Source organism: Psychrobacter sp. P11G5, from assembly GCF_001593305.1.
GTDB lineage: Bacteria > Pseudomonadota > Gammaproteobacteria > Pseudomonadales > Moraxellaceae > Psychrobacter.
In genome coordinates this window covers 221,733-245,711 of record NZ_CP012533.1, presented here as the reverse complement: position 1 = coordinate 245,711, position 23,979 = coordinate 221,733, and the positions used below count along the sequence as shown (strand labels likewise).

Below are 23,979 nucleotides of genomic sequence, written 5' to 3'. Positions count from 1 at the left end.
TTTTCATCGCTTTATTTTGATTTTAATTTTGTAAATTTTTGAGGAACACCTATGTCAGCCTTCTCAACAGCAATAAGCCATAAACCTAAAAAGTTAGCGGCGTTTGGTGCAGTTACCGCTGCGTTATTAATTACTTCTGGTTGTCAGTCTTTGCAAGGTACAAGTGCGACGAATAAACCCACCTCTCCTATCGTACAAGTACAAAAGCTCGATAATTTTAATATCACCGGCAAAATTGGGGTAACGACTCCTGCCAATGGGACAGCCGAAGCGCAAGGTGGTAGCGCCTTTTATGCGTGGGGTCAGCAAAACGAGCGTTTTGCTATCGAGTTAATTGGGGCCTTAGGCATTGGCAAAACCAATATCGAATATAACGGCCAAACGGCAACATTGGTTAGTGAAAAGACAGGCACGTTAACCGCTGACAATCCTGAAACCTTGCTACAAAAAGCAACTGGCTGGCAAGCGCCTATCTCGCAGATGCCCTACTGGATATCTGGGCGTTCAGCACCTTCAGATACTGCGCCACAGCTAGACGCGCAAGGTAGGTTAATCAGCTCGGTCAATGGTCAATGGACGGCAAGCTTCACTTACAAGGGTACAGATAAACTACCTGCTAAGATTAGCGCTGTGCAGCCTGAAGGCCACAAAGTTATCATGACTATTAACCACCAAAGTAGTTAATAAATATAAAGAATGATGACTGCTATTTATGATTAAGAATGCTACCACTGCCAATAAAGTGATCAGCCGTTTGTCACCTGCAAAGATTAATTTATTTTTGCATATCACCGGTAAGCGCGCTGATGGCTATCACAATCTGCAAACGGTATTTCGCCTGCTCGATTGGGGCGATTATTTGCATTTTTTGGTCGCAGATAACGCGATGGCTATTAGCGCTGATGATTCGTTAGACGTTAATAAGCTATGTGGTCAGTTATTGGCGTTAACTGGCGCAGAAACGATAACTACTAGTATAGAAGACAATCTAATCTTTAAAGCCACACGTGCGTTACTAGTGACTGCCATACAGTCAAACAAACTCCCTAAGCAGCTACCCCAAGTAAAAATAACCTTAGACAAGCATTTGCCGATGGGTGCAGGCTTGGGCGGCGGCTCTTCTAATGCCGCGACTACTTTATTGACATTAAATGAGATTTGGCAGCTTAACTTTACTCAAAATGAGCTGATAAAAATTGGTGCTACGATTGGTGCAGACGTGCCAATCTTTATTTTCGGGCAAGATGCTATTGCGATGGGTATTGGTGAGGAGCTGACAGCCATTGATTTGCCAGATCAGCATTATTTAATATTGACTCCTGATGCCCACGTCAATACTGCTAAGCTATTCGCTCATCCTAAATTACAGCGTGATATCGCACCACTATTAATACAGACTATCCAAAATCAGTCTAGGAATTATACGCAAAATCTACTTGCACCCTACCACAATGTCTTTACTTCCGTAGTGAAAAGCCTCGCCCCTGCCGTTAATGAAGCGTTACGTTATTTGCAAGGCTTAGAAGAAGTAGCATTGGGTACAGCACGCATGACTGGCTCTGGTAGCGCGGTATTCCTGCCACTGGATGCAAGTGTGATTACTGATAAAAAGCTTTTGGCGAATTGGGTTGCAAATGCGCCTTGTCCAGCCTATGTGGTAAACAATTTACCATCTTAAACGCTAACTTGTGTAGGATGCATTTTACGCATCGAAAAGCTATGGATCGCTTAAAGATGGTGCGATGGGCGCACCCTACTCAAGCTCAATCTACAGGCTAATCTTGAATCCCTAACCAAATCATAGCAGCTGATTCTTCGTCAGGATTGAACCCCTTGACATCCAGATTTGGTATCATCCAGCCTTCAATTTCAGCCACCTTTTGTAGCCATTGCTGTTCGCTAATCACTGCCATTTTGCCAAAATACTTCATTGTTGCCCACAACTCAGGCATACGTTTCATCTCATCCATTACCGCCGAAAACGATGGCATTGCAAAGCTATTAATGCGATAAAGCAAGGTAGCATTTTGTAGTTCGGTATTTGAGTCAGTCTGATTCATAGAAGCCGTTGCTTGCATCCATTCATCAAGTAGATGCTTCATATCATCACTGCTAATTTTGCCATTGATGGTCAATTCAATATGATGCTTACTAGGCTGAGTTAGAATATAAGTCATGTCATTCTCCTCGTTTAATGCGTGTTGATGACGCTATTCATATCCATACTACTTGAATTTTTTCATAGTAGTGCGCTAAATATGTTTAGGAATGCCATCAACCCAAACCCACAGGACTACCCTGCTCGGATGGATAGATACAAGCGAAAGGCGCTATTTTCTCATCCTTTCTAACTACAAAGTAGGCTGCACTTAATTCATTAAACAATTAGAAATAATTACGTCCGATAATTGTTATCAATTTTCACTACTAAGTTGCTGAACTCACTTCATAGTTTGCTCTTTACGAATAAAAGCCAGAAAAAGCCGCAAATGACTTGCAAAATCTGAAAAATTACTTATAATAGGTCGCCACAATAGGGGTATAGCCAAGTTGGTAAGGCATCAGGTTTTGATCCTGACATCCGTTGGTTCGAGTCCAGCTACCCCTGCCATATTTTAAGTGTATTGCTCAATCTATATTGGTAATAAGTACTGTTATTAGTAATTACTTAGCTTATAGTAATTGACAACACCCTCCCAATTTCGGTATAGTTCGCAACGAACACCGTTAGGGAATGCCGTTTTTTAGACGGTCTCCTAGGTAGTAGCGTTACGCTAATGTTTTATATTAGTAGCTAACGTTCGATAAGCCTAAACATTACAGGGGTATAGCCAAGTTGGTAAGGCATCAGGTTTTGATCCTGACATCCGTTGGTTCGAGTCCAGCTACCCCTGCCATTTTCTGCTGTAACGTTCATCACACTTTTCTTTATTTGAGCAGTTAGACACTGCTTAGCGGTCGCTGCTTGAGTCAATCAATAGGACTTCAGTCATGCCTTATTTGGCGATTTTTACGGGTAATGCCCACCCTGAATTAGCGAAAACCGTAGCCGACCACCTACACATTCCTCTTGGTAAAGCTGACGTTACTCGCTTTTCTGATGGCGAAATCGCTGTAGAAATCAAAGAACACGTACGCGGTAAAGACGTGTTTATCATGCAACCTACCTGTGCACCTACCAATGATAATTTGATGGAAATCATGATGATGGCCGATGCTTTGCGTCGTTCAAGTGCGGGTCGTATTACCGCCGTGATGCCCTACTTTGGTTATGCTCGTCAAGATCGTCGTCCACGTTCAGCTCGTGTACCTATTTCGGCTAAAGTCGTCGCTGATATGCTTAACATCGTTAGCATTGACCGTGTTATGACTGTCGATTTGCATTCAGATCAAATCCAGGGTTTCTTTGATATTCCTGTTGATAACATCTATGCCACCCCTGTTCTATTGAATGATCTCAAAAAACAAGATTACGACAACATCATGGTGGTTTCACCTGACGTTGGTGGTGTTGTTCGTGCACGTGCTATGGCCAAGCAATTAGGCGATACCGACATGGCGATTATTGATAAACGCCGTGCGCGTGCCAATGAATCACAAGTGATGCACATTATCGGTGATGTACGTGACCGTGATTGTGTCATCGTCGATGATATGGTTGATACTGCAGGTACTCTATGCAAGGCAGCAGAAGCGCTAAAAGAAAGTGGCGCACGTCGTGTCTTAGCCTATATTACCCATCCTGTACTATCAGGTAATGCACTCAAAAATATTTCTGAATCAGCATTAGATGAAGTCGTGGTTACCGATACTATTCCTTTATCTGATGCGGCCAAAGCTTGTAGCAAAATCCGTCAGATCTCTATCGCACCAATGCTAGCTGAGAGCTTACGTCGTATTAATAACGAAGAATCTATCAGCGCTATGTTTGATGCTTAGGTTTTTACTGAGTACTTGCCCTACTTTCTTTTGGCAATGCTCGTTATAAAACACTGCTTAAGTTTAAAAAAAAGCGTCAAGTGTCAGCACTTGGCGCTTTTTTTACCTATTAGGATTGCACAGTCATTTCGCGTAGGTCTTTATTATTGCTACAAAACCACGTATAATGCGCGCCTGTGCCAACCATTTGTCTTTTAATCTGGTTGGCATTCTCAAAAGTGCTGATCATGCTTAAGAGTAACGATTAAATTGATGATTAATGTCATAAAAATCATTACGATAAGCAAATGGCTAAATTTACTGGTTACGAATTTTATTGTTAACTGTAAATCTTAACCATCACCACCTATTAGTGGATTGGTCGCAAATCCACTTTTTTATGACCAGACACTTCCTCATTCTTTTTATAGGATTATATCCATGAGTATTAATCATTTTGAACTAAACGCAATTGATCGTTCTGCTGAGCTACAAGGTAAAGGTGCGAGCCGCCGCCTACGTAAGCAGAATCTTGTTCCTGCTATCATTTATGGTGGTGGTGAAGAGCCAACAGCTATCTCTATCAAAATTAACGAGTTAGTAAAATCACTTGAATTCGAAGCTTTCTTCTCACACATTTTGACTCTAAATGTTGACGGCGAAACGCATCAAGTTGTTATCAAAGACCTACAACGCCATCCAGCTAAAGGCTTCCCAATGCATGCTGATTTCCAGCGCGTTGTAAAAGGTCAGAAAATTAACATGAACGTTCCTGTGCATTTCGCTGGTCGTGAAGAAGCGCCAGGCACTAAAGCTGGTGGTGTCTTATCTACGCTAGTTTCTGATATCGAAATCGTTTGCCTACCATCACAGCTTCCTGAATACCTAGAAGTTGACGTATCTGGTATGGAAATCGGTGACTTGTTCCGTCTATCAGACATCAAACTACCTGAAGGCGTTATTATCTTCGATCTTGATATGGAAGACGCGCATGATCGTACTATCGTTAACATGCAGCCACCAACGGTTGAAGAAGTTGACGAAGACGCTGAAGATGTTGATGCAGCTGACGTACCTGCCACTGAGCAAGGCGCAGAAGCTACTAATCAAGACAAAGACGGCGAATAATAAACAACCTTTATATAGCGACCTAACGTCTGCTATGTAATACAAGGTTCGTTTAATTAAAAAACAGCAGGGGATTGATGTCTCCTGCTGTTTTTGTAAGTGCGGTTTGTGAATATTAGGATTGCAAACTATATTTTTTCAGAATGTAACAAATGAATGATACAAGTCTCACTTATTTGTGCATGATTATTTATTGAATTGAAGCAGAGTATTCTCATGTCCATAAAGCTTATCGTCGGTCTTGGAAATCCTGGGCAGCAGTATATGTTTACGCGTCATAATGCAGGATTTTGGTTCGTCTATCATTTAGCGCAGCAGTTCAATATTACGCTTTCCCCTGACAAAAAATTTCACGGGGTAACAGGACGTGGGCAGATTCATGGTCATGATGTGCGCCTATTGATGCCATCGACCTTTATGAATAAATCTGGACAGTCTGTGATACCAATGGTCAAGTTTTATGGCATTGATAATGACGAGTTACTGATTGCCCATGACGAGCTAGATATTCCTGCTGGCAGCATTAAGCTCAAAACAGATGGCGGCCATGGCGGACATAATGGCTTGCGTGATATCACTCCGCATATTGGTAATGACTTTCATCGCTTGCGTGTCGGCATTGGTCATCCGGGTCATAAGTCTAAAGTTAGCGGACATGTGCTCTCTAAAGCGTCACCTGATGAGCAAATCGCTATTGATAGTGCGCTAACTGCAGCTTTTGAGGCGCTACCTTTATTATTGGATGGTGATATTGAACGCGCGCGTTCGCAAATTAATGGTTTTAAACTGCCTGACTGAACGGTATTATACCTTCTGTTTAAAACTTACTACTTCTTGCTCAAAATTCGATGCTTACTAGTTAAAAACAGTACACGTTTTATTGTAAGTACCTGTTTTGATGGAGTAGTTAATAATGTTATTTTACGTTCTATACTTGGGCAGATGGTGCAAAATAAACCAATAAGGTGTTGAATTGACCTTTTATTTATATCTGTTTGTCCCCATTAACTGATTACTTTTGTTACGCTAAGGAAGCAATTCATGCTACTTAATATGCTTAAATGCAAATTGCACCGTGCCCGCGTCACGCATGCTGAGCTTCATTATGAAGGCTCGTGCGGTATTGATGGTGACTTGCTAGATCTTGCTGGTCTACGTGAAAATGAATCAATCGACATCTATAATGTGACCAATGGCAAGCGCTTTCGCACCTATGCTATTCGCGCTGAAGCTGGCTCTGGTATCATCTCATTGAATGGTGCTGCAGCCCATATGGCTGACTTAGGCGATATCGTCATTATCTGCGCCTATGCTCATTTTGATGAAGTAGAAGCCGAGACTTATCAGCCAAAACTAGTCTATTGCAATGAAGATAATACGGTCAAAGACACAGCCAATATTATCCCCGTACAAGTGGCTTAATACTTAATAGTCGTTAAAGTTGGTACTCAAAAGTACTTATCTTTATCAATAGCTAGGGCGTGTTCTAGTATTGGATCTGTCAAAAATATTTATTTCTATATAAAAGCTGAATCCAAATGGTGGTTCGGCTTTTTTTATATCAACTAAAAGCAAATTACTCATTTATTATTCGTAAAGGAAAGTACTCATGTGGTTGGCAGTTATTGCAATACTGGTTGGTTTAGCGATTCTCGTTTGGAGCGCTGATGTCTTTATTGATGGCGCAACTGCATTAGCAAAAAAGCTGGGGCTACCAAGTTTTCTGATTGGGGTTCTGATTTTAGGTTTAGGGACATCAGCACCTGAAATGGTGGTATCGGTATTGGCAGCACTAGACGGTAGTCCTGAGCTTGCCTTGGGTAATGCTTATGGCTCAAATATTATTAATATTGCGCTGGTATTAGGCGCGACAGTCCTCATAAGCCCTATCATCATCCATAAGAGCATCATAGCGCGCGACATGCCCATGCTGCTGCTGATTACTGCTCTAGCAGCATGGCAGTTGCGTGACGGCGTACTAAGCCTAGCTGATGGCATATTGTTATTAGTCTTATTAGTAATCGTCTTAGGCGTTCAAATCGTGCTTAGCTTACGTACGGGCAGCTTAGAATATAATGATAACCCTGAAGAAAACAATCTCGCCAAAGGCAACGTCGCAGTAGAAAGCAAGGATATAAGAAGTACGGAAACAGAAATACAAGGCGCGACAGCAAAAATTACAGACTCAGGCTATATAGAGCCAAGCTTAGCACGCGGGTTAGGGAGCTTGTTCGTAGGTATGCTGATGTTAGTCTTGAGCTCACGTGCGATTGTATGGGGCGCAGTTGAGGTAGCGACATTTTGGGGATTGAGTGAGTTGATTATTGGGCTGACTATCGTTGCTATTGGCACATCCTTGCCAGAGCTGGTCGCAAGTCTTGCCGCAGCTCGTCATGGTGAGCACGATATGGCACTTGGTAATATTATCGGCTCTAATATTTTTAATACGCTAGGGGTAGTAGGACTAGCAGCAATTATTGCACCGATTACAACCAATCCAATGATCTTATCTCGTGATGTACTGGTAATGGGGCTGATTACTTCGCTGCTCTTTGTAATGTGTGTATTTGCCTTTATCTCCAACCGCAAATTTGGCCGTACATCTGGCATCACAATGATACTATTCTTCGTTGGCTATACTGTATGGCTAATCCAAACAGCAAATATATAATCAATCGTATACTTATTAATTATTACTCAAACAATGACATTTTTCAGCTACTTATTTTGCTTACGGTTTCTAAAGCCGCGCCACAAACCTTCATGCGCTACTTTTGGCATTTTTAAAGTAATAGTGTTTGACAACATATCTTGTACCGCTAAGCCTCGGCGATTAAATAAGCAAAATACGTAGTTAAACACTAGGCCCAAAAATGCGCTGGTTAGTAAAATAGCGCGTGAGCCACCTATCAGACTACCAATAATGCCAAAAATCAACGGCATCAAAGCAGCCGCTAGAATACGTTTAAATGACTGACCCCACGTTAACAGATGTCCGGCGTTATTGACGGTTTTCAGTCGCCATGTCTGCATGCCTAGTGTCTGACCCCCTCGACGCCAAAATAAACCGTAAAAGGCCACTAGCGTCAGTATAAAGGATGGTGTCATAATAAAGTTCTGATACCATGTCGGCAGCGATTGTGCTTGTTCAGACTGCGTCCCTGTCTCCATGGTGAGCAGCGTCCCAATAACCGTTAGCACTGTCCCTACTAAGAACAATAACGCCAAAATCAACATCCCATCATAGAGAATAGCGACGATACGTGCCATTGGTTTGGCAATCGTAGGCTCTTCAATACGAGGCATCTGTTGTTGAGGAGTATTTTTTTGAGACTTTGACTTAGTGGCAGCTTTCGACGTACTTTTTGACATGATACAAGCTCATAGCAAGCAATGAATAGTGCTGCTATTGTACCGTAATTCAGGTACTTATCGTACATTATGATAAGAGAAGACCGACAAAGAAAGAGAATTTTAGTTGAAAACAAAGATAGTATTTTTATAAAAATAGCAGACATAAAAAAATCGCCAAATTGTCATAAGACAGGCGATTGATTTAGATGTTCTTTAAGCTTAGCAGTTATATTAACAAGTAAGCTAGTATGCAAATGGTGCGCCTGGAGAGATTCGAACTCCCGACCCCTTAGTTCGTAGCCAAGTGCTCTATCCAACTGAGCTACAGGCGCGTATTTTGCACATCATCCACTGCTTTTTAAATAACATTTACAGTAAATTAGGTTGGCTATTATATAGATAATCCAGCTGATGTCAACATGTTTTATTACTTAAAATAGGGTATTTTCTATTACAGTTTTTTAAAACTATTTCACATCGATATACTGCATTATAATCTAACAATAAACCGAATAAATGGCGGTGAAGGAGGGATTCGAACCCTCGATACGCTTACACGTATGGTTCCTTAGCAGGGAACTGGTTTCAGCCACTCACCCACTTCACCGAACGATTTAAGACACTTATCAAGATATTTGTAAAAATACTTTTAAACAAATATCCTTTCTAAACATAGTATCGATGCTAATGATACGTCTTATGTCGTGGGCGAGTATTATAACAAAGCCGAAACGAATTGCAAGCGTTACCCGTCATTTTCATGACACTTTCTGATTAATTTTGGATAATAGGCATTTTAAGGGGTCTATAAGCCTTTATTTCAAGCTTTTAACTGTGTTTTGAATGGTTTTGAAGTAGCTTATCTATAACTACCTCACCTATAACTAAAGCATCTGCAATTGAAGGATTCGTAATCGAAGAACTCGTAATTGAAGATGTAGCCTACTACTATGGCTTTTTAGGATTAGGCTAGCTATAGTAATTAGCAACTAATAATAATTGGTAAATACTCATTAACTATTTAGTAGTCATTTGATAGTAGTCAAATGACTGTCTTATTTGATAATCATAATAAAATACGAAAAGGAACGTTATGCGACCAGTGGTGTTATGTTTTTCTGGATTAGACCCTTCAGGTGGTGCAGGGCTACAAGCAGATATTGAAGCAATCGGCGCAGCAGGTGGACATGCCGCAGTCGCCTGTACTGCTATTACTGTGCAAAACTCGCAACAGGTGTTTGGCTTTGACGCTTGTGCTGCAACACTGGTAAAGGATCAGGCAACAACGGTACTTAATGATTTACCAGTTCGCGCTATTAAATCGGGTATGCTTGGCACCACAGACAACATTGCTATGTTGACGCGCTTATTTGCGCAGCAGACTATCAATGAAGATACGCCTTTTGTCCTTGATCCTGTGTTAGTTGCCAATAGTGGTGGTAGCTTGGGCGATGAGCAAACGTTGGTCACAGCATTCAAAGAGCTGCTCCCCTACGCTACGCTAATCACGCCAAATACTCATGAACTACGCGCATTAAGCGGTGAACAAGATCTACATATTGCTGCGCAAAAATTATGTGCGCAAGGGAGTCATGCTGTATTGGTTAAAACCTCTCACGACTTTGATAGTGGCGATATAGAGCAATACTTGTATGTGCACGGTGAAATGGTACATCAAAGTACTTTGCCACGCTTAGAAGGCGAATTTCATGGCTCTGGATGTTCACTAGCCAGCTTCATCGCTGGACGTTTAGCGATGGGTGACGAGCTGATTGCTGCGGTCAAAGCTGCTGACCGCTGGATTACGCAAACCCTGATTGCAGCAGATAGTCCACATCCTGAAGATAGCAGCGCACAATTGATCCCGAACCGTTTTATCACCTTTCAAAAGTAAACTTAAATGAGAACAGGCATAAAAAAAGACGCCCTATTAAGAGAGCGTCTTTTTTATAGTAAATATTTTTAAGAATAGTATTGGATACGAAATATTGCTTAGCCCAACATTGGCATAAAGCTCGCTGCCAAGCCGCCGATAAACATCTCGAGCAGAAGAAAAGCAACAAAGGCAACCATTGGCGATAAATCAAGCATGCCTAAGTTTGGCGTGATGCGGCGAAACGGCGCTAAGATAGGTTCAGCCAAATTAATGATGATACCAATGATAGGATGCTCAGATTTGGTAAACACCACAATCCAGCTCACAATAATAGAACCAATAACTAAATAGCGGCACATACGTAAAAAGTCTAAAATCAAACTGGTGGTACCAGCGAAAAACAACGGTGCAGGCGCAATACCTTTATGCGTTAACGCGGCTTTACCAGAGATATCAATCAATCGGATTAAAAACATCAGCACAATCGCCGCAATGCTTATACGACCTTGAGCAACCGTCGGAAAAATGCGTCCAAACGTGTCTACGATACGCGTGGCTTTATAAGCAGGGGCAATCATAGGATTGCTTGCATCCATCCCTGCAAACTGCAGCATAAAGCGGATAAACACCAGCATCATGGCGAAAGTGGTGACTAAATCAAAAATTTGCAACAACATGTTGTTCATGAAACGCTACTCAATGTGCCACTATTAAATGCCATTACAGCCGTGGCTTATTTATATTAAAGGATTTTTTTATTAAATTAAATTCTTATTAGACTATTCATTTTCTTTACTTAGTGCTTGGCTACGGTCATAGCAGGCCTGCATTGCTTCAGCAATTAGGCGACCAATCTCATTACTCTGCATGGATTCGATAGCCGCTTGCGTAGTGCCATTCGGCGACATGACTTTACGACGTAGCTCGGCTGGACTGTCATCACTATCAATAGTCATCTGGGCTGCGCCTAATACAGTCTGCATAGCTAACGCGGATGCTTGCTCTTTATCCAGACCTAACGCAACTGCTCCGTCAATCATCGATTCGATAAAATAAAACACATAGGCCGGTGCTGAACCAGAAACAGCGGTCACCGCATGCATATGCTCTTCATCATCTACCCACATGGCCAGACCTGAAGCTTCCATAACTGCTGTTGCCAGCTGCTTCTGTGCTTCGTTGATATCATCAGTCGCGTATAACCCAGTTGCGCCCATTTGTATTTTAGAAGGCGTATTTGGCATCGCGCGTACAATATTGCGGTAGCCACCAAGCATGGTAGAGAGGATATCAGTCGATAGTCCTGCTGCTACTGAAATCACTAGTTGACTATCTAGGGCATCAGCAAATTCACTGACGACTTTTTTCATGACTTGGGGTTTTACCGCTAGGACGACGACGTCAGCACCAATGATAGCAGCCTTTGGATCTGCACTGGCATCGACCGTGTTCATTTTTTGATCGGCATACTGCTGACGGGTCTCAACGCTAGGTGCTGATACAGTAATGAGCTCAGGCTTAACACCGCAGGCAATAAGCCCACTGATCAAAGCTTGCGCCATGTTGCCGCCACCGATAAAACTGATCTTTTTATTATCTAGTACTGACATTATTATTCCCTACTAACAAAACTCAAGTTATTCAAAGGTATAGTTTTCTAAAGTATATCGTGACATCTAAAATGACACTTAGTCTACCATACTGCCACGGGAGCTGTTTGATAAATTGATGACGCTAGCAGTGATGTTAGGACCAGTTCAAACACTTAATGGTTACAGACTCTTGCATAGCTTGCTCAGAACATTTGTAGCGTTCGCTAATGATTTATCAGCTCCTAGCACCCAACTTTCAAATGGCGATACTAGTAATAACGGCAACTCTTCATCTTTCTGAGCGGATGCAGCACTAACGACCACTAAGCTATCCCGCAGCCATACAGGCACTCCCAGCGTTTGATAGAGTTTTTTCCCTGCTTGCGGACGCGTGGCGAGAGCAGTTTGAACGCGCTGTTGCCGACCTAATGGCGCAAACTTCAGATCAATCTCATCTTTATTGCTTATAAACTTATCGCTTATAGACTGTATCAAGGTATTGAGCGCAATCTCTAATTGCCAATCAACACCTTTCCCTGTACGCAATGTAACTGTTGCTGACTTATCTTGAGACAAGCTATTTCTGGAAAAAACGTTTTGAGCCAAACTTGAATGAGGTAAAGTTTGCGTTTGTCCAGTAAGTGGTAACGCTAGCCATTCGAGCCAAGTGCTACTAAGACGATATAATTGCTGACGATAACGGCGGATGCTGTATGGTTGGGTACGTCCTTGCCAGTCTAATTGGGTTTGATGGTCGTGATCATTACGCTCAGTTAAGCTTAAGACATCATCTACAAGTTGCTTAGGCGGTGGCAGTGGTTCATCTTGCGTTAGCCAAGTGTGCAGTAATTGCCGTTGCCGATAAACAGGCAATGTATGTAGCTCATCAATATTCAGTACACGCTGAAACGGTGGATAACTCGAAACAGTAGCGGGCGGAACAATAGCCGTTTGCTGCAAGTCTTGCCTTGCTTGATCGCTCACGATAGCCTGAGCGTCCGCGAGTAACTGTGCACTACGAGCAATATTGGCTATTGCATTAGTGTTGTAAGCTGTGAGCGCTGGAAGTACCTCGCGACGTAAGCCACTACGCACATTATCGCCAGCCTCATTGGTAGGATCATCGATATAAGGCAGCTTTAACTGCTGAGCATAGTGACTGATGGTGGCACGACGTACCGACAACCAAGGTCGCCATAATACATTGCGATGCGTGCCTTGCGATTGTACTCGCCACGCCTGCATACCTGACAAGCCATTGACCCCTGCCCCTTGAATCAAGCGCATTAATACCGTCTCAGCTTGGTCATCAGCATGATGGGCTAAGAGCAGAACATCATCTTGATTGATATGGGCGCGCATAATTTGATAACGTGCTTGCCGCGCCGCTTGTTCGTCATGACCGTCTACCTTGGCGACTAACACCTGACAAGGTACTTGCTGAATGTGCGCCCACTTAGCGACATGCTCTGCCCAATGACGGCTATCTGCTTGCAGCCCATGATTAACATGCAATAATTGCGGCAAAAACGGCAGTTTACCTTGTCGATATAACTGCACACATAGCGCTGCTAATGCCAAAGAATCACGGCCACCACTACATGCCAGCCAGATGCGCCGACCGTGTAGCTGACTTCTATACTCAGCCATACTGGCCAATAAGGCCTTGGCCAAATCATCATCAATTGGCAACGCTGCTACTGGCTCAATAGGATATTGCAAGATGGCACTACTAGTCATAATCAGTCTTATTTATTCACATTTATAAACAAAAAAACGCGCCATAAAATGACACGTTTTTATTTTAGCATTAAGGTTAAGCATCTTATATGAAAAGCTTTATATTAAATCAGCAAGGCAACATGACTTCTGAGTTAAAGGTTTTTAGCTTTTCATAACGCTGCTCACAACGAACGTCTGCGTCCATATCTTTGATTTCATCTAGCTGCTCAAGAAGAAGCGCTTTTAGCGAATTCATCACTGGCTGCGGATGAAGGTGTGCGCCTTCGCCCTCTTCGATGACCGCATCTATCAAACCCATTTGATAAAGATTGATGGCGTTTAGCTTCAATGCTTCACTGGCATCTTGTGCTTTCTCAGCAGTCTTCCATAAGATAGAGGCACAGCCTTCTGGAGAAATAACCGAGTAAATACTGTTTTGCAGCATGTTTACTTTATCACCAACCCCAATTGCCAACGCACCGCCTGAACCGCCTTCACCGATAATGGTGACGATAATAGGCGCCTTTAGACTTGAAAATACCGCAATGCTCTCAGCAATTGCTTGCGCCTGTCCGCGCTCTTCAGCACCAATACCTGGATAAGCACCTTGCGTATCTACAAAAGTCATGACCGGAATGTTAAAACGCTCTGCCATTTTCACCAGACGTATCACTTTACGATAACCTTCAGGATTGGCCATACCAAAGTTATGAGCAATGCGCTCGCGCGTACTACGACCGCGATGTTGTCCGATGACCATTACTGGCATACCATCAAAGCGTGCCAATCCACCAATAATTGCTTTGTCATCAGCATAAGCACGATCACCGTGCAATGCATCAAACTCTGTAAACAGCTGATTAACATAGTCCATAAATAATGGACGTTTGGCATGCCGTGCAAGCTGAACGCTATCCCAGACGGTACTCATAGACGTTTCCCTTTTGTCGTTTTATCTGATTTATAAGATGCAATATCACATGTAATAATTGATTTGAGGCTAAATTGATGACTCACTAAAATGACCCTAACAAGCTATCAATAAGTAACTGTTACTGGCAATTAGAAATAAGGTACAGTTGTAAACTCAATAAAACTTATAGTAGCACAATTTATATACTGCGGCATTACTGCTAACAACGCTTTTGTAATGTATTTATTTAGCTACCTGAGACATACAGGCTACGCTGGTAACGTGGCTTCAACAACGCTAAGCTTAATACCCCATCTTGCAAATTGTTCAATTTCAACGCAAAGGTCTGAAAACAAAAAAGCATAATGTGTTTTATCGGTGCTGACAGTAATTTGCCAGCAGTTGGGAGCAGTTATTGCTAGCCGTATATCCGGCAGCTCATATTCACTACGGCTATGGTGTGCCAAGACTGCGAGCCTCAGAAATAGACATAAATAGACCAGATTATCACCGCCAATGTTGCACGTCTGCTCAAGCACATCGCTTTTTAGCTTACGTCTATGGTTGAGCATCAACTGCGCCATACGCTTTTGATCTACTTGTGAAAATCCTGGAATGTCTGAGTATTCAAGTAAGTAGGCGCTGTGCTTATGATAGCTACTGTGACTGATTGCTAGCCCAATCTCGTGCAAATATGCCGCACGTCTCAATACGTCAGCATCATCATTGGTCAATTGCAAATCTTCTTTAACTTGTTTAAAAAGGTGTTTGCTGGTTCTGACCACTTGTCTGGCTTGTTTTTTATCCACCGAATAGCGCTTGATTAGTGCCAACACACTACGATCACGTACATCTTCGCTAGCCAAGCGCCCAAGCATGTCATACATCACACCTTCGCGTAGCGCCCCATCAGAGTAAGCGATAGTCTCAATGCCAAGCACTTTCATAGTAGCACGTAGTACGGCTACGCCTGCTGGGAATACTGTCTTACGGTGCTCTTTCACACCCTCCAGCTCAATGTCATTTACATCACCAATCTTAATCAGCAATTTCTCTAACTTTTTGACGCCTTGATAAGTGACGCGCTCTTGCTCATCTGCCCAGCCCTTCGATACCAGTACATTACGCACCGCCTTAATCGTACCACTAGAGCCCACGACACTACTCCAACCCGCCCTTTGATACTGACCATTAATAGCCAGCACTTCTTTACGTGCGGCAACGATGGCACTATTAAAGGCTTCTTTGGTAATCTGCCCATCTGCAAAAAACTTCTTAGTAAAGGCCACACAGCCCATCTGCAAGCTTTCAGTCAGTAGCGGATCAAACCCTTGTCCGATAATAAATTCAGTAGAACCACCACCAATATCAATAACCAAGCGCTTATCACTACTAGCATTAGTATGTGAGACACCAAGATAAATCAGTCGCGCTTCTTCGCGTCCAGAAATAATCTCAATGGGCTTCGGTAGTATTTCGTTAGCTCGTTTTATAAAATCATTGGCATTTTTGGCTTGGCGTAACGCGTTCGTTGCTACGATACGAATACGCTCAGGTGATACGGCATCAAGACGAGCGACAAAACGGCTAAGACATTCAAGACCACGCTTCTCAGCAGCAGCGCCTAAAATATTATGCTCATCTAGTCCTGCCGCTAGCTGCACCTTTTCGGACATGGAAACCACTTTTCGAACTTCACCGTGATCAAGACGGGCAATAGCCAAATGAAAACTGTTCGAACCAATATCGATGGCAGCCATCAGTTCATCATCAGCAAGCGGCGAATCTATAATGTCATTATTGAGCATAGGAAAAATAGTTACCCTGTCAGATAAAGATGAGAGAAGATATTGGTCAAAATGAGACGATTAAAATGTATGAAAACCACAAGCACATAAACGCGTGCCCATTACACCAAACTGCTCACGTATTTGACGCAATTTTTGCCATTAAAGCATTTATGCCAAAAAGTGGCAAGTGACGCAAATTATGGTAAAGCGTCAAGCACATAATTAATAAAATAACAGACACTCCATCAAGACTTATTACTTGTGTTACTGATATCGGTTTGCTACATTGAAAGTCATCAAGATTGTAATAAATAACAGTCACTTAATGACAGTCTATAAATTTTATTGAAGTAGAAAGCCTTTTAATTATCAGAACTAACACCTGTCTTCGATAGACAATTAGCAAGGAAGCTAAACAAATGAATCAAACTACCACACAAAACACTACTAAAAATACCGACGCTCAAAGTATCGGTAATGCCAATAGAGACTTGATAAAGACAGTGAGCCCAACAAAGCAGAAGTTTTATGACTTCTATTTGGATGAGCATCAAAACATGGCTTGCCGTCGTTTGCACTTCGCAGGTAGTAGCTTTGGCTTGTTGGGATTGGCAAAGTCGGTCAAAACCCGTTCGCCAAAACCCTTACTAAAAGGCGTTGCTGCAGGATATGCTTGCGCTTGGGTCGGACATTTTTTCTTTGAAAAAAACAAACCTGCCTCTTTTAAGTTTCCACTAAAGAGCTTTGCTAGCGACTTTCGTATGTATACCGATGTACTGCGTGGTAACTTAAGCTTAAAAGATCGTAAATTTGATAAGGCACGATAAAGCTAAGCCTTTAAGTTGCTATATTAGATGTAGATAAAAAACACTGGGCTGCTAAAAATTGCAGCCCAGTGTTTTTATATTTTGAGAGCTTAGACTGGCTTAGTAAGATGCTCATTTAGCGCAAAGATTTACGCAGTATTTTGCCTACTGCCGTCTTAGGTAATTCATCGATAAACTCATATGACTGCGGGCGTTTATAACCTGTTAAGCGCTCGCTCGCAAATTGTTGTAACTCTTCTACGCTTAAGCTCGAATCCTTTTTGACTACAAAAGCTTTGGGCACTTCACCGCTGTGCTCATCTTCAATACCAATTACCGCCACTTCTAGCACTTTTGGATGCTCAGTCAACGCAGCTTCCACTTCGTTTGGATAAACATTAAACCCCGAGACCAGTATCATATCCTTCTTACGATCCACAAGCGTCAAAAAGCCATCGTCATCCATTATCCCGATATCACCTGATTTAAAATAGCCACCTTCGGTAAAGGTGTCAGTGTTATCTTGTCGCCAATAGCCACGCATCACTTGCGGGCCTTTGATACATACTTCTCCAGGCGTCCCGATAGCACAAGCTGACCCATTTTCGTCAATGATTTTGATATCCATCATTGCTAACGGCAAACCAACACTACCATTAAAACTGCTAATCCCAGGTGGATTAAAAGAGATAACTGGAGAGGTTTCAGACATGCCATAACCTTCATTGATAATCATACCGGTGACTTGTTGCCACTGATCAGATACTGCTTTGATGATCGCGGTGCCACCACCGATAGATAACGCCAAGCGACTAAAATCAAGGCTGGCAAATTTTGGATGATGGAGCATACCAATGAATAAAGTATTGACTGAAGGAATAACATGCGGACGATGCTGCTCGATGATCTTGACTAATCCGTCGATATCACGTGGGTTGGTAACCAATATATCTTCCCAACCGCCATAGATACCAAGCAAACCACAAACAGTAAATGAGAAGATGTGATAGAGCGGCAGCGGATTGAGTATTTTAATCTGCTCGCTACGTCCCGCTTCAATCGCACTGCCAAACATCGCATAACACTGACAGACATTTGCCATGACATTGTAATGCGTGAGCATCGCACCTTTAGGCTTACCTGTCGTACCACCGGTATACTGCAACAAGGCCAAATCTTCGCGCTCAATAGTGACGTCTTTCAAGTCTTCTGCGCGCTGCGATTGCATAATGTGTGCAAACTTTATGTTATCAGGCGCTATGTTTTCTTGCGATGATTCAGTAGCAGTTGCTGATACTGGTACGCTATGTGAATCATTGGCTGAGTGGGTTTGATTTGAGCCAATCTGACTTAATAAGGCAATATCATTATCAGAAGGTGCAGCGTTAGAATCTATAGAACATCTAACGACCCATTTTAGTTGCGCCTTAACGTCATTCTCTAACTGTTCATAAGCTGTGCTCATACCATCAAGGACGATAAGACCACAGGCTTGAGCATCCGTCAGCTGATGCGCCAACTCATAGTGGGTATACATTGGATTAACATTGATCAGTACCGCACCCACCCGCAAACAACCAAGTAATACCACGGCATACTGCAATATATTTGGTAGTTGTACAGCAATGCGGTCGCCTTTGCTTATTCCTTGTGTTTGCAAAAAAACGGCAAAGCGGCGACTAGCGATATCTAACTGCGCAAAGGTTAGCGTTGCAGGCCCCATACTAAAAGCCACAGAATCACTGTGCTGATCAATCTTTGGTTGTAATAAATCTATCAGATTGTGCTTATCTTCTAACACATTTAGATTATTTCTAAGTCCATACTTTTCATACGCAGCTTGCCATAATGGAGGGACGGTGCTGCTAGGCGCATTATTGTCAAAGCTAGTATTCATCGGTTAGCGTCCTTGCTTAATTATCATTATTAGCCTCAGAATAGCACAATCTAATAACAATTTTTTAAGCGACTGAGTCACTTTATTTGGTTCGTCATTAGCAGTATTTTTTAGTCTATACGTATCGCTTTTGATTACCAGTATATAGGGCAAAAACTTGGATCGATTAGCTTAAAAATGTAGGTGCAATCACGTATACACGATCACCAAACCACTCCTAAATTCGAGATATAGCCATGTTATGCTAAATGTCATTTCATACAAGGAAGGAGATTATATGTTTATCATGAACCATATTAAAAAAGTCGGCGGCCTTGCTTTACTGTCATCAGGACTGTTTGTCAGTGCTCAAGCATTCGCAGCAAACACCTGCGATAACACCTATACTCAGACCGATATTAACCAGTGTATTGCAGCTGAGTTGGCCGTAGAAGACCAAAAACTGAACCAGTCTTACCGCAACTTTCAGCGCTTGCTTGATAGCTCTGAGAAACAGCAATTAAAAACGGTGCAACTGGCATGGATTGACTTTCGAGACAAAGCTTGCCAGTTTTCTGCCCATTCGGTTCGTGGCGGTAGTGCTTATCCAATGGTACTCAATGGTTGTTTGACCACTTATACACAACAACGACGGGTGCAATTAGATGCCGACATTGAAAACATCAAAAGAAATAGATGACTATAAAAAGTAGATAATCACAAAAAAACCAGCACCTCTTAAGGTACTGGTTTTTTATTGCTTTTATTAATGGTGCTTATGACTTTGGAACAATTAGAATAGATTAAGTATTGGACATTTCTGCAAATATCTCATCAGCCGCTTTAATCGATGCTTCGATGTCTTCATTGCTATGCTTGATAGACATAAAGCCAGCTTCATAAGCAGACGGTGCCAAATAAATACCGCGATCTAACATGCCGTGAAAGAACGTATTAAACACGTCCATATCACATTCTGTCACGTCATCAAAGTTCTGAGGTACAGTGGTCTCATTGTCTCTGACGAAGAACATACCAAACATGCCGCCTAATCTATTGGTGCGTAGCTTAATACCATGCTTGTCAGCAGCCGCTTGAAAACCATCAACGAGCTTATCTACTTTCGCTGATAATTCATCATAGAAACCGTCTGCCGTTAAGTCTTCAAACATAGCGATACCAGCACGCATCGCCAGTGGGTTACCTGATAACGTACCCGCTTGATAGACACCGCCAAGTGGCGCGATGCAAGACATGATGTCCTTCTTACCACCGAAAGCGCCAACGGGTAAGCCTGCACCGATGATTTTACCAAAGCAAGTCAAGTCAGGGTCGATACCGAAGTGTGCTTGTGCACCGCCAAGGCCAACGCGAAAGCCCGTCATGACCTCATCAAAGATCAGTACCGCACCATTCGCTGTACACTCTGCACGCAAAGTATCATGGAACTCTTGGGTCGGAATAACCATGTTCATGTTACCAGCGATCGGCTCTAAGATAACGCAGGCAATCTCTTCATCCCATTTTTCAAAGCAATCCTTAATCGCTTGCGGATTATTATAAGGAATCGTAATAGTATGCTTAGCAAAATCCGCTGGTACACCTTTTGACGTTGGTTCACCAATATCAAGCATGCCCGAACCTGCTTTTACTAACAAGCTGTCTGAATGACCATGGTAGCAGCCTTCAAATTTGACAATTTTGTCACGTTGGGTATAGCCACGCGCCAGACGAATCGCACTCATGGTCGCTTCTGTGCCTGAGCTGGTCATACGAATCATCTCAACACTCGGGACGATTTCACAAATTTTATCTGCAACAGTGGTTTCAAACGGTGTTGGTGTACCGAAGCTTAAACCATCATCAGCGGCTTTTTTGACTGCATCAATGACTTTTGGATGCGCATGACCCAAAATCATTGGACCCCACGAGCCAACATAATCGATATAAGCATTGTCTTCGGTGTCATAGATTTTGCTGCCGTTAGCGCGGTGCATAAAAATTGGCGTACCACCTACCCCTGCAAAGGCGCGGACGGGCGAGTTGACGCCACCTGGAATATGCTTGCTTGCTTGTGCGAAAAGCTGTTCGTTTTTAGTGCTCATAGTTATTCTCTATTATTTTATTAACAGTAAATTCATTCTTTTATTAAACGTCATTTAAGCTTTTTTAACCACAGAGGACTTAAGCTTCATCGGACCATAGCCATCAAGTTTACAGTCAATATCATGGCCATCGGTAGCATCTGGCAATAGACGAATGCTTTTTGCCTTAGTACCTACTTTAATAATGGTTGACGATCCTTTGACCTTTAAGTCTTTAATGACAGTAACCGCGTCACCATCTTGCAGCTCGTTACCGACCGCATCACGAATGACCGCGTCTTGGTCTTCAGCTTGCGCCGCATCCGTTTCATCCGCCGTCCATTCATGAGCACACATCGGACATACCAGTAACGCACCATCTTCGTACGTATATTCAGCATCACATTTTGGGCAATTTGGTAAGCTCATAATTTCCTCGGCAGCCATCATCATTTAGGTTTATTCTAGACCCAGCCTAGATATAACATTGTACCGTAACTCGTACCCTTTAACCAATTTGTACGGTTGAAAACTGGGCGCTGTGCCCAATTTAAAGCTTAACCACAGCGTTTTTTATGACCTTGTTTTTTGTGGTACTCTTCCTAACCTTATATAGTTTTAATACCTCTATCTTTAGGACAAACTTCCATCAGAAGGATAATAACAATGACTCAATCTTTAAATGTATCGACTTTGCCGCAGTTTGCACAATTAACCATCCAAGGCGAGGATGCCGAAAAATTCTTACAAGGGCAATTGACTTGTGATGTCACCAAGCTCGGACTTAGCTATCAAGCAGCGGCGCTTAGCAATTTAAAAGGTCGTATTGAATTCGGTATTTGGATTAAAAAACAAGCGGAAAAGCACTTTGATGTAGTGATCAGTGCCGATTGCGCTGAGTCTTTTCAAGCGCATGTAAAAAAGTTCGGGGCATTTTCAAAGTTTGAGACTAGCGCACCGATAGCGATTTACCCTTGTGTGCTCGCTGATGAGCCGACCTTTAGTCATAAGGACGATCATAATACGCCAGCAGATACTCAAGCTTGGATGCAGTGCAGTATCGAAAACGGTAACTATTGGATCGTGGCAGCAACGCAAGGTCAATTTCAGCCGCAAGAGCTGCGCCTCCATCAACGCGGTGGTATGGACTACGATAAAGGCTGCTATTTGGGTCAAGAAGTCATTGCTCGCATTTACTTTAAAGCGGCACCCAAAGCATTTTTACATTATGTGAAAGGCTCAGGTGATGTCCCAGCAGCAGGTGACAAGCTTGATAAAATCCAAGTGGTCAATGCCGTTGCTACTGCCGAAGGCTTTGAAGCATTAGTTGTTGCACGCCCAGCACACCTTGATGATAGCGAACTTACCCTATTAGAATTACCGCCAGCACTCCAAGCCGATGTTGCGCGTCCGCAGTAATGGGCTAGTGGCATTAACTAGAAGTACTGATAGTAACTGATAACTGTTAAGAACTTTAATAGCTACTAAAAAATCACAGTAGAGCGTCCTATGACACATATTGCGGTACTCGGAGCGGGCGTGGTGGGTGTAACCACCGCATGGTATCTTCGCCAAGCAGGCTATGATGTGACCGTTATTGAGCGTGAATCTGCAGCCGGTATGCAGACTTCATTTGCCAATGGTGGGCAGATATCCGTCTCGCATGCGACGCCTTGGGCCAATCCTACTACCCCAATGAAAGCGCTTAAATGGTTGTTTAAAGAGGATGCGCCGCTACTGTATCGCTTACGCGCTGACAAGGCGCAGCTTAAGTGGGCGATGCAGTTTTTGCAAGAATGCCGCGCAGATAGAGCCGATGCCAATCTAGTGCAAATGGTACGTCTAGGATTATATTCACGTGATAGTTTGCAGCAGCTGCGTACTGATATCGGTATTGATTACGAGCAGCAAAAGCGCGGTATCATGCATTTTTATACCGACCAGGCTGAGTTTGATGCCGCCATTGTGCCAACACAGCGTATGCAAGAGCTAGGCTGCGAACGCCATATCATTGATATCAATAATGCCGTCAGTCTGGAGCCAGCGCTCTACCCTGTTGCCCATAAGCTCAAAGGCGCTACTTATACCAGCCGTGATGAATCAGGTAATGCCCATCTATTTACTCAGCGCTTAGCTGAGCGCTGCGCCAAGGCTGGCGTGCAGTTCTTATATGATACGGAGGTTTTGACGTTAAACGCTGACGCCCACTCTACTAGTCCGCATATCCATAGCATCACTATCCGTCCCAAGGGCGAAAATGCGCAAACCTTTAGTGCAGACAGCCATGTACTGGCACTTGGCAGCTATAGCGTTGCATTAATGAAGCCTCTCAATATTCACCTGCCTATCTTCCCTGCCAAAGGCTACTCGGCCACTTATCAAATCAATCCGCGCGCCCCTCACCTAGCACCCTTTGTCAGTCTCATTGATGATGAGTTTAAGCTTGTGACCTCACGCCTTGGCGATAAATTGCGCGTTGCTGGCACGGCAGAATTCAATGGCTACAATTTGGATTTGAATAGCACACGCTGTGAAGCTATCACTCGCCGTGTACAGCAGCTATTCCCAAAAGGCATCATTGCTAACTCTGTGCAATATTGGACAGGACTGAGACCGATGACCCCATCAAACGTACCGTTAATAGGACGCGCGCATAAGGGTCAAGTCCGTCACGGTAGTCACAATACAAACGCTAGTTTTGACAATTTATGGCTCAATACTGGTCATGGTACGCTTGGCTGGACGCATGCTTGTGGCTCGGCAAAAGCTATTAGCTTATTGATACAGGGCGAAACACCGCCAGTCGATTTTGACTTTGTTGGTGTGAGTTCTCATAGATAGTATCTTTAAAGCCAATATATTTTGGCTGGTAGAAATTTTCGCAGCCTCTGTCTGGCATAGCGCACAGCAAGCAAGAAAA

At 43.0% G+C, this 23,979-nt stretch carries 22 protein-coding genes and 4 tRNA genes; 14 read left to right on the top strand and 12 right to left on the bottom strand.

Annotated features, from left to right (window positions below):
• Window positions 1-51 precede the first annotated feature (51 nt).
• Both lolB and ispE read left to right on the top strand, forming a co-directional pair.
• Window positions 52-684: a lipoprotein insertase outer membrane protein LolB gene (gene lolB, locus AK825_RS01065; protein WP_068033963.1), complete on the top strand. Its 633-nt coding sequence runs from the start codon at window positions 52-54 to the stop codon at window positions 682-684.
• A 28-nt stretch (window positions 685-712) separates the two neighbouring features.
• Entirely contained in the window at window positions 713-1,678 is a 966-nt protein-coding gene (ispE, locus tag AK825_RS01060; protein ID WP_068033961.1) for a 4-(cytidine 5'-diphospho)-2-C-methyl-D-erythritol kinase, read from the top strand.
• A 97-nt stretch (window positions 1,679-1,775) separates the two neighbouring features.
• Here ispE and AK825_RS01055 read toward each other — a convergent pair whose 3' ends face one another.
• On the bottom strand, window positions 1,776-2,177 hold the full coding sequence (locus AK825_RS01055) for an STAS/SEC14 domain-containing protein (RefSeq protein WP_068033959.1): 402 nt from the start codon (window positions 2,175-2,177) through the stop codon (window positions 1,776-1,778).
• A gap of 358 nt (window positions 2,178-2,535) precedes the next feature.
• On the opposite strand from AK825_RS01055, the gene AK825_RS01050 reads away from it, so the two are divergent.
• The 7 genes from AK825_RS01050 to AK825_RS01020 all read left to right on the top strand — a co-directional run bounded on the left by AK825_RS01050 (window position 2,536) and on the right by AK825_RS01020 (window position 7,717).
• Window positions 2,536-2,611 (top strand) — tRNA-Gln (locus AK825_RS01050).
• Between the two features lie 210 nt (window positions 2,612-2,821).
• Window positions 2,822-2,897 (top strand) — tRNA-Gln (locus AK825_RS01045).
• Between the two features lie 94 nt (window positions 2,898-2,991).
• On the top strand, window positions 2,992-3,939 hold the full coding sequence (locus AK825_RS01040) for a ribose-phosphate pyrophosphokinase (RefSeq protein WP_068033957.1): 948 nt from the start codon (window positions 2,992-2,994) through the stop codon (window positions 3,937-3,939).
• Window positions 3,940-4,359: 420 nt separating this feature from the next.
• Entirely contained in the window at window positions 4,360-5,046 is a 687-nt protein-coding gene (locus AK825_RS01035) for a 50S ribosomal protein L25/general stress protein Ctc (RefSeq protein WP_068033955.1), read from the top strand.
• Window positions 5,047-5,262: 216 nt separating this feature from the next.
• Window positions 5,263-5,844 (top strand): aminoacyl-tRNA hydrolase, encoded by a 582-nt coding sequence (gene pth, locus AK825_RS01030; RefSeq protein ID WP_068033953.1) that lies wholly within the window; start codon window positions 5,263-5,265, stop codon window positions 5,842-5,844.
• A 243-nt stretch (window positions 5,845-6,087) separates the two neighbouring features.
• On the top strand, window positions 6,088-6,468 hold the full coding sequence (panD, locus tag AK825_RS01025; protein WP_025651868.1) for an aspartate 1-decarboxylase: 381 nt from the start codon (window positions 6,088-6,090) through the stop codon (window positions 6,466-6,468).
• A 187-nt stretch (window positions 6,469-6,655) separates the two neighbouring features.
• Window positions 6,656-7,717 (top strand): calcium/sodium antiporter, encoded by a 1,062-nt coding sequence (locus AK825_RS01020; RefSeq protein WP_068033951.1) that lies wholly within the window; start codon window positions 6,656-6,658, stop codon window positions 7,715-7,717.
• Between the two features lie 47 nt (window positions 7,718-7,764).
• On the opposite strand, the gene AK825_RS01015 is transcribed toward AK825_RS01020, so the two are convergent.
• From AK825_RS01015 to AK825_RS01005, 3 genes are all read right to left on the bottom strand, one after another.
• Window positions 7,765-8,418: an RDD family protein gene (locus AK825_RS01015; protein WP_068033949.1), complete on the bottom strand. Its 654-nt coding sequence runs from the start codon at window positions 8,416-8,418 to the stop codon at window positions 7,765-7,767.
• Between the two features lie 237 nt (window positions 8,419-8,655).
• A tRNA-Arg gene (locus tag AK825_RS01010) sits at window positions 8,656-8,732 on the bottom strand.
• 185 nt (window positions 8,733-8,917) lie between these two features.
• A tRNA-Ser gene (locus AK825_RS01005) sits at window positions 8,918-9,007 on the bottom strand.
• 486 nt (window positions 9,008-9,493) lie between these two features.
• On the opposite strand from AK825_RS01005, the gene AK825_RS01000 reads away from it, so the two are divergent.
• Complete coding sequence (locus tag AK825_RS01000) at window positions 9,494-10,294, top strand: hydroxymethylpyrimidine/phosphomethylpyrimidine kinase (RefSeq protein WP_068033947.1); 801 nt, start codon at window positions 9,494-9,496, stop codon at window positions 10,292-10,294.
• 98 nt (window positions 10,295-10,392) lie between these two features.
• Here AK825_RS01000 and AK825_RS00995 read toward each other — a convergent pair whose 3' ends face one another.
• The 5 genes from AK825_RS00995 to ppx all read right to left on the bottom strand — a co-directional run bounded on the left by AK825_RS00995 (window position 10,393) and on the right by ppx (window position 16,311).
• Window positions 10,393-10,962 carry a YggT family protein gene (locus AK825_RS00995; RefSeq protein ID WP_068033945.1) on the bottom strand — a complete coding sequence of 190 codons (570 nt, stop codon included), beginning with the start codon at window positions 10,960-10,962 and terminating at the stop codon, window positions 10,393-10,395.
• Window positions 10,963-11,055: 93 nt separating this feature from the next.
• Window positions 11,056-11,886 (bottom strand): pyrroline-5-carboxylate reductase, encoded by an 831-nt coding sequence (gene proC, locus AK825_RS00990; RefSeq protein WP_068033943.1) that lies wholly within the window; start codon window positions 11,884-11,886, stop codon window positions 11,056-11,058.
• Window positions 11,887-12,048: 162 nt separating this feature from the next.
• Complete coding sequence (tilS, locus tag AK825_RS00985; RefSeq protein WP_068033941.1) at window positions 12,049-13,608, bottom strand: tRNA lysidine(34) synthetase TilS; 1,560 nt, start codon at window positions 13,606-13,608, stop codon at window positions 12,049-12,051.
• A 109-nt stretch (window positions 13,609-13,717) separates the two neighbouring features.
• Window positions 13,718-14,521: an acetyl-CoA carboxylase carboxyltransferase subunit alpha gene (locus tag AK825_RS00980; RefSeq protein WP_068033939.1), complete on the bottom strand. Its 804-nt coding sequence runs from the start codon at window positions 14,519-14,521 to the stop codon at window positions 13,718-13,720.
• Window positions 14,522-14,772: 251 nt separating this feature from the next.
• Window positions 14,773-16,311, bottom strand: coding sequence for an exopolyphosphatase (ppx, locus tag AK825_RS00975; protein ID WP_068033936.1), 1,539 nt, complete (start codon window positions 16,309-16,311; stop codon window positions 14,773-14,775).
• 401 nt (window positions 16,312-16,712) lie between these two features.
• Between ppx and AK825_RS00970 the strand changes: the two genes are divergently transcribed.
• The gene (locus AK825_RS00970; RefSeq protein ID WP_068033933.1) at window positions 16,713-17,120 is read left to right on the top strand and encodes a DUF962 domain-containing protein; all 408 of its coding nucleotides are present in this window, start codon (window positions 16,713-16,715) and stop codon (window positions 17,118-17,120) included.
• A gap of 115 nt (window positions 17,121-17,235) precedes the next feature.
• On the opposite strand, the gene AK825_RS00965 is transcribed toward AK825_RS00970, so the two are convergent.
• Window positions 17,236-18,996: an AMP-binding protein gene (locus tag AK825_RS00965; protein WP_068033931.1), complete on the bottom strand. Its 1,761-nt coding sequence runs from the start codon at window positions 18,994-18,996 to the stop codon at window positions 17,236-17,238.
• A gap of 277 nt (window positions 18,997-19,273) precedes the next feature.
• Here AK825_RS00965 and AK825_RS00960 point away from each other — a divergent pair, with 277 nt between their 5' ends.
• Window positions 19,274-19,675 (top strand): lysozyme inhibitor LprI family protein, encoded by a 402-nt coding sequence (locus tag AK825_RS00960; RefSeq protein WP_068033928.1) that lies wholly within the window; start codon window positions 19,274-19,276, stop codon window positions 19,673-19,675.
• 103 nt (window positions 19,676-19,778) lie between these two features.
• On the opposite strand, the gene hemL is transcribed toward AK825_RS00960, so the two are convergent.
• Together hemL and AK825_RS00950 are read right to left on the bottom strand one after the other, a co-directional pair.
• Window positions 19,779-21,080 carry a glutamate-1-semialdehyde 2,1-aminomutase gene (hemL, locus tag AK825_RS00955; protein WP_068033925.1) on the bottom strand — a complete coding sequence of 434 codons (1,302 nt, stop codon included), beginning with the start codon at window positions 21,078-21,080 and terminating at the stop codon, window positions 19,779-19,781.
• Between the two features lie 54 nt (window positions 21,081-21,134).
• Window positions 21,135-21,488, bottom strand: a complete 354-nt coding sequence (locus tag AK825_RS00950; protein WP_068038859.1) for a zinc ribbon domain-containing protein YjdM — start codon at window positions 21,486-21,488, stop codon at window positions 21,135-21,137.
• 237 nt (window positions 21,489-21,725) lie between these two features.
• Between AK825_RS00950 and AK825_RS00945 the strand changes: the two genes are divergently transcribed.
• A complete protein-coding gene (locus AK825_RS00945) occupies window positions 21,726-22,478 on the top strand; it encodes an aminomethyltransferase (protein ID WP_068033923.1) in 753 nt (250 codons plus the stop codon).
• Between the two features lie 90 nt (window positions 22,479-22,568).
• Window positions 22,569-23,900, top strand: a complete 1,332-nt coding sequence (locus tag AK825_RS00940; RefSeq protein WP_068033921.1) for a D-amino acid dehydrogenase — start codon at window positions 22,569-22,571, stop codon at window positions 23,898-23,900.
• The last annotated feature ends 79 nt before the right edge of the window (window positions 23,901-23,979 follow it).